Source organism: Thermosynechococcus sp. OHK43, from assembly GCF_014466085.1.
Taxonomy (GTDB): domain Bacteria; phylum Cyanobacteriota; class Cyanobacteriia; order Thermosynechococcales; family Thermosynechococcaceae; genus Thermosynechococcus.
This window is the reverse complement of sequence record NZ_JACOMP010000124.1, coordinates 1-5074: the sequence shown is the minus strand read 5'-3', so window position 1 is coordinate 5074 and position 5074 is coordinate 1. Positions and strand designations below refer to the sequence as shown.

The 5074-nt window shown below is 54.2% G+C and carries 7 protein-coding genes; 5 read left to right on the top strand and 2 right to left on the bottom strand.

The features are described from left to right. The 4 genes from H8Q75_RS05085 to recF all read left to right on the top strand — a co-directional run. The coding region (locus H8Q75_RS05085) for an amidohydrolase (protein WP_297040850.1) at nt 1-619 on the top strand (619 nt) is incomplete at its 5' end. A 7-nt stretch (nt 620-626) separates the two neighbouring features. After that, entirely contained in the window at nt 627-1280 is a 654-nt protein-coding gene (locus H8Q75_RS05080; RefSeq protein ID WP_024123958.1) for a response regulator transcription factor, read from the top strand. A 317-nt stretch (nt 1281-1597) separates the two neighbouring features. After that, nucleotides 1598-2086: a DUF427 domain-containing protein gene (locus tag H8Q75_RS05075; protein WP_024123959.1), complete on the top strand. Its 489-nt coding sequence runs from the start codon at nt 1598-1600 to the stop codon at nt 2084-2086. Between the two features lie 10 nt (nt 2087-2096). Continuing rightward, complete coding sequence (gene recF, locus H8Q75_RS05070; protein ID WP_297040849.1) at nt 2097-3236, top strand: DNA replication/repair protein RecF; 1140 nt, start codon at nt 2097-2099, stop codon at nt 3234-3236. On the opposite strand, the gene H8Q75_RS05065 is transcribed toward recF, so the two are convergent. Continuing rightward, nucleotides 3175-3561 carry a hypothetical protein gene (locus H8Q75_RS05065; RefSeq protein ID WP_024123961.1) on the bottom strand — a complete coding sequence of 129 codons (387 nt, stop codon included), beginning with the start codon at nt 3559-3561 and terminating at the stop codon, nt 3175-3177. The genes recF and H8Q75_RS05065 overlap by 62 nt on opposite strands. Before the next feature lie 12 nt (nt 3562-3573). Next, nucleotides 3574-3879 carry a cell division protein SepF gene (locus H8Q75_RS05060; RefSeq protein WP_024123962.1) on the bottom strand — a complete coding sequence of 102 codons (306 nt, stop codon included), beginning with the start codon at nt 3877-3879 and terminating at the stop codon, nt 3574-3576. A 232-nt stretch (nt 3880-4111) separates the two neighbouring features. Here H8Q75_RS05060 and H8Q75_RS05055 point away from each other — a divergent pair, with 232 nt between their 5' ends. Next, complete coding sequence (locus H8Q75_RS05055) at nt 4112-4897, top strand: energy-coupling factor ABC transporter permease (protein WP_024123963.1); 786 nt, start codon at nt 4112-4114, stop codon at nt 4895-4897. The last annotated feature ends 177 nt before the right edge of the window (nt 4898-5074 follow it).

The following is a 5074-nucleotide window of genomic DNA, read 5'->3' as shown; positions in this document are numbered from 1 at the left end:
TGAAGTGCACGGCAAGGGAGGACACGCGGCTTTACCCCAGTTTACAGTGGATACTGTGCTCGTTGTTGCTCAAATCATTACAGCGTTGCACACCATCGTCTCGCGCAATGTGGATCCCCTCGAGACTGCGGTGATCTCCGTGGGGGCAGTGCACGCGGGCACCGCAAAGAACGTGATTGCCGATACTGCAACGTTTCGGGGAACAGTTCGATACTTTAAGCCAGAGTTGGGGGACTGGCTACCCCAGCGCATTGAACAGGTGATTGCTGGTATCTGCCAGAGTCATGGTGCCACCTATCGCTTTCACTACGAGCGGATGTATCCCCCCACGGTCAACGATGCCAAAATGGCGAAATTAGTGCGCTCTGTTGCGGAATCGGTCGTCGAGGTGCCAGCTGGAGTCACGTCCCATTGTCAGACGATGGCCGCGGAGGATATGTCATTTTTTCTGAAAGCTGTTCCAGGCTGCTACTTCTTTTTGGGGTCAGCCAATGGCACACTGGGGTTAGATTTTCCCCACCACCATCCCCGCTTTGACTTTGACGAAATCGTTTTAAGTATTGGGGTTGAGCTGTTTGTCCGCTGTGTGGAGAAATACTGTGGTCTAGTGGAGACATAAATTTCCTATGTCCCTTACAGTACTCATTGCCGACGATGATCCCGGCATCCGCTTGTCGGTGAGTCGCTTTTTGGAATCCGAAGGGTACTGTTGCCTGACGGCGGGAGATGGGGCCCAAGCTTTGGAAATGATCCATCGCTATCAACCTCACCTGCTGATTACGGATATTGCCATGCCCAATATGAATGGCTATGAGTTAGTGCGGCAGGTCCGCCAGCATCCCTCGTTACGCTTACTGCCAGTGGTGTACCTAACGGCGCGCACGGAATTGGAGGAGCGAATTCGTGCCTATCGTACCGGGGGCGATGTCTATCTTGCCAAGCCCTTTGACCTCAATGAGTTAGCAGCGGTGGTGCGCAACCTACTCGATCGGGCACAACTGGTACAAATGGAGTGGCAGCAGCGACAGCAGCCTTTCTCTGTCTCGAAAAGCCAACGCGTTAGGGTTGATCTGACGCAGCGGGAAAAGGACGTTTTGGCTTTGTTGGTGGCGGGACTCTCCAATGCCCAGATTGGCGATCGCCTGCACTTGAGCGCGCGAACGATTGAAAAGCACGTCAGTAGCCTTTTTCAAAAAACAGCAGTTCACAATCGGGCTGAGCTGGTGCGACTGGCAATTGAACAGGGCTTGGTGGAGCGACAAACCAGTTCCCAACCTTGAGCTATAGCGGTTAGTTTGACATCCTCGCCGGCGATTCCTACTGCGCTCCGCAGGGATTGCACCTTGTCTAGTCGCTTTAAGGGATTCCTGCTTCCGACCGCTAGTGGGGTTGAATCCACAGGCCCTCCGGGGGTGTCTTGGATATTCCTGTTAGCATTGGATTTTCGTGCTAAGAACAATTAAGAACAATATTGTAGTCCAACTATTCTATGCTGTAACTAAGAACGGAGACACCAATCCTGCTATCCTTGTGCGCCCTAGACGGCGGAGTTTGTTACGCCTTTGGTCAAAGCAGGATGTTCAGGAACTGAGAGCCCATGCAACAGATGCCCCCTGCCCCTGGTCAAGAGTCGGTCTGGGACTACCCCCGTCCGCCCCGTCTTGAACCCACGGCAAAACACCTGCGGGTGGTCTTTAATGGTGTGGTGATTGCTGACACCCAGCGGGGACAGCGGGTACTTGAAACCAGTCACCCCCCGGTGTATTACTTTCCGCCAGAGGATGTACAGTCGCAGTATCTGGTGCCCTCGGCACGGCAAACTTTTTGTGAATGGAAAGGACAAGGCGCCTACTACCACGTCAAGGTGGGCGATCGCCAAGCTGAGAATGCAGCGTGGTACTATCCCAAACCCACCCCTGCCTTTGCGCCAATCCGCAACTACATTGCCTTCTATGCTGCTTTGATGGATGAATGCACCGTGGATGGCGTGGTGGTGATTCCGCAACCGGGGGGCTTCTATGGCGGCTGGATTACGCCAGACATTGTTGGCCCATTCAAGGGGGCACCGGGAACGTGGGGCTGGTAAGGGCTGCTCAGTGTTTCTCAAGTCCCTCCATCTGCGCCACTTCCGCAACTACAGCGAGCAATCCGTGGTGTTTGCTGCTCCGAAAACTATCGTCGTCGGCGACAATGCCCAGGGCAAGTCCAATTTGCTGGAGGCTGTGGAGTGGCTGGCCACATTGCAATCCCATCGCACCCATCGCGATCGCGACCTGATTCAGCAGGGACAAGAGAGTGCCCAAATTGAAGCCACCCTTGAGCGCCAAGGGGTTCCCCTTGATCTGGCGGTGAGTTTGCGCCCCCCCTCAGGCCGTGTCCTACGGGTCAATGGCTGTACGGTCAAGCGCACTGCGGAATTTCTCGGTCAACTCAATGCGGTGGAATTTTCCTGCTTGGATTTGGAACTGGTGCGGGGTACACCAGCGATTCGCCGCAACTGGTTGGATCGGATTTTGGTGCAATTGGAACCCCTCTACAGTCAACTCCTGCAAACCTACCAAAAAGCCCTGCGCCAACGCAATGCACTCCTCAAACAGGCAGGCAGCCAAGGATGGGATGAAGCCCTCTGGCAAGCCTGGAATCAGCAATTGGTTATCAATGGCACCCGCATCATCCGCCGCCGACAGCGCCTCGTTGAACGCTTGGCTCCCTTGGCACAGCATTGGCAGCGAGTCTTGAGTGGCGATCGCGAGACCCTGACCTTGAGTTATGAGAGCCATGTGCCCCTTGGGGATGGCACCTCTGAGGCCATTGTGGCAGCCTTTAGTGAGGCCTTGGCGACTCGCCGCGCCATTGAACTGCTCCAAAAAACTAGCCTGGTGGGACCGCACCGTGATGATGTTGGCTTTTGGCTTAATGCTCAAAGTGCCCGTCAATTTGCTTCCCAAGGGCAGCAGCGCACGCTCGTATTGGCGTTGAAACTAGCGGAACTGGCTCTTGTGGAAAGTGTAGTTGGCGACACGCCCCTTTTGTTGTTGGACGATGTCCTCGCCGAACTGGATTTGCAGCGACAGGGAATTTTGCTGGAGGTGATGGGCGATCGCTACCAAACCCTGATTACCGCCACCCACCTTGCCCCCTTTGCCGTCCCTTGGCGCAAGCAGGCGCAAATTCTTAAGGTAACGGCGGGGACGATCGCAAGCGTGCCTGACACTGCTGCTCAAACCACCGACTAATCTGGGGAATAGTTAGCTCGGCAATAGGCACCCCCTCCCTTTTAGCCACTTGCCGTAGTTGCTTGAGAGCGCTGATGAGAATTTGGCCATACCACGTTATAAATCCCCCCTGGCGTGCTTCCTCCGCTTGCAACTGGGGATCGGCAGCAACCAGTTCATAGACTTGGGCTGCGGTCAGGTCTTCGAGGGGCTTCCCCTCAATCTTGGTACGTAGGTAACGCTGGGCATACACCGCCACTCGAATCGCAAAGCGATCGGCCGCTGGCAAAAGCAGTTGATCAATCTCTTGGCACTCACTGACGGTGAGCAGATCCTCAGGGGTCATCAATAGCCTTGCTTAGACCAGTCCAGCAGGTGTCGGTACTGCTGTGCGTTCTTGGATATTAATCACGTTGGGAGTAAAGAGAAAGACACCGTCCCCAAGGCGCGATTGATGGCCATTGATGGCATAGGTGCTACCCGCGGCGAAATCGGAAATGCGCTGTGCCTCAGCCACATCAAGGTGCTCCAGGTTGAGAATCACTGCCTTGTCCGCCCGCAGCGCTTGCACAATCAAGGTGGTATCACTGAGGGACTGCGGCTTGATCACCACTACTTCATAACCGCTACTCAAGGAATGACTAAAGGCAGTTAGTTCACTCATGACACCCCCCTTGGGAACATAGCAACCGTACCTATGGATTTAATAATCCCATTAGACTTCCATTTTGTTATACCAACTACATCAAAGTCTATGCATATTTCAGCTTTGAGATCTGGCTACCAATCAATTCTTGAGCTATGGGTGGCTGTTTTCCTTATCCGTTGAAGCCCCCACTAGGGATAGTCAGGCAATCGGTTGACCCCTAAAATGGGCGCTACTGGGATTGGAGGCTATGTCCAGTAATATGGTCAAACGTAGTCAAGCAAAGCGATATGCTTCCCTGGGGGCGATCGCCCTTCTGACCACATACCTCGTGGTAGCGAGTCCTAATCCCGCCTTGGCCATGCACATCAGTGAGGGCTTTTTGCCCCTAGGTTGGGCTGTGGGTTGGTGGCTGGCCTTTCTCCCCTTCTTGGCATGGGGACTGTGGTCATTGCAACAGCAGATCAAACAACACCCCGAATCCACCCTACTGGTTGCCTTGGCAGGCGCCTATGCCTTTGTTGTCTCTTCTTTGAAGATTCCCTCGGTGACTGGCAGCTGTTCCCATCCTATCGGGATTGCCCTTGGGGCTGTTCTTTTTCGGCCTCCCTTGATGGCAGTATTGGGGACACTGGTGTTGCTCTTTCAGGCCCTCCTCATTGCCCATGGCGGATTGACGACACTGGGAGCCAATGCCTTTTCGATGGCCGTCGTAGGACCGTGGCTCGCTTGGCTTACCTACTGCAGCGCGTCTCGTTTGAGAGTGAAGCCGGCGATCGCTCTGTTTGCCGCTAGCTTTATCAGCAATGTGGGTACTTACACCTTGACCTCTTTGCAATTGGCCTTGGCCTTTCCCGACAGCGTGGGTGGCGTGGCCACTTCCTTTGCCAAATTTGGCACCCTCTTTGCCGTCACACAGATTCCCCTCGCCATCAGTGAAGGGCTGCTGACGGTCTTGGTGTGGAACTGGTTGACGACCTACTGTGTTGCAGAACTGCAGGCCTTAAGACTCTTGCCTGAGGAAGAGTTGCCCTAAAGGACTCTACCGGCTACCGGAGGATAGTCATTTCTGGGATATTTGATCTGAAAAACTGGTAAAAACTGGCACTCGAGGCTGTGCAGCAGAAAGATGGTGGAGGTTTTTGATGAATAAAAAAATAGCGGCCCTCCTACTAGGAGCAGGAACCGTTGTCCTGGGCATCTTTCCTTTACT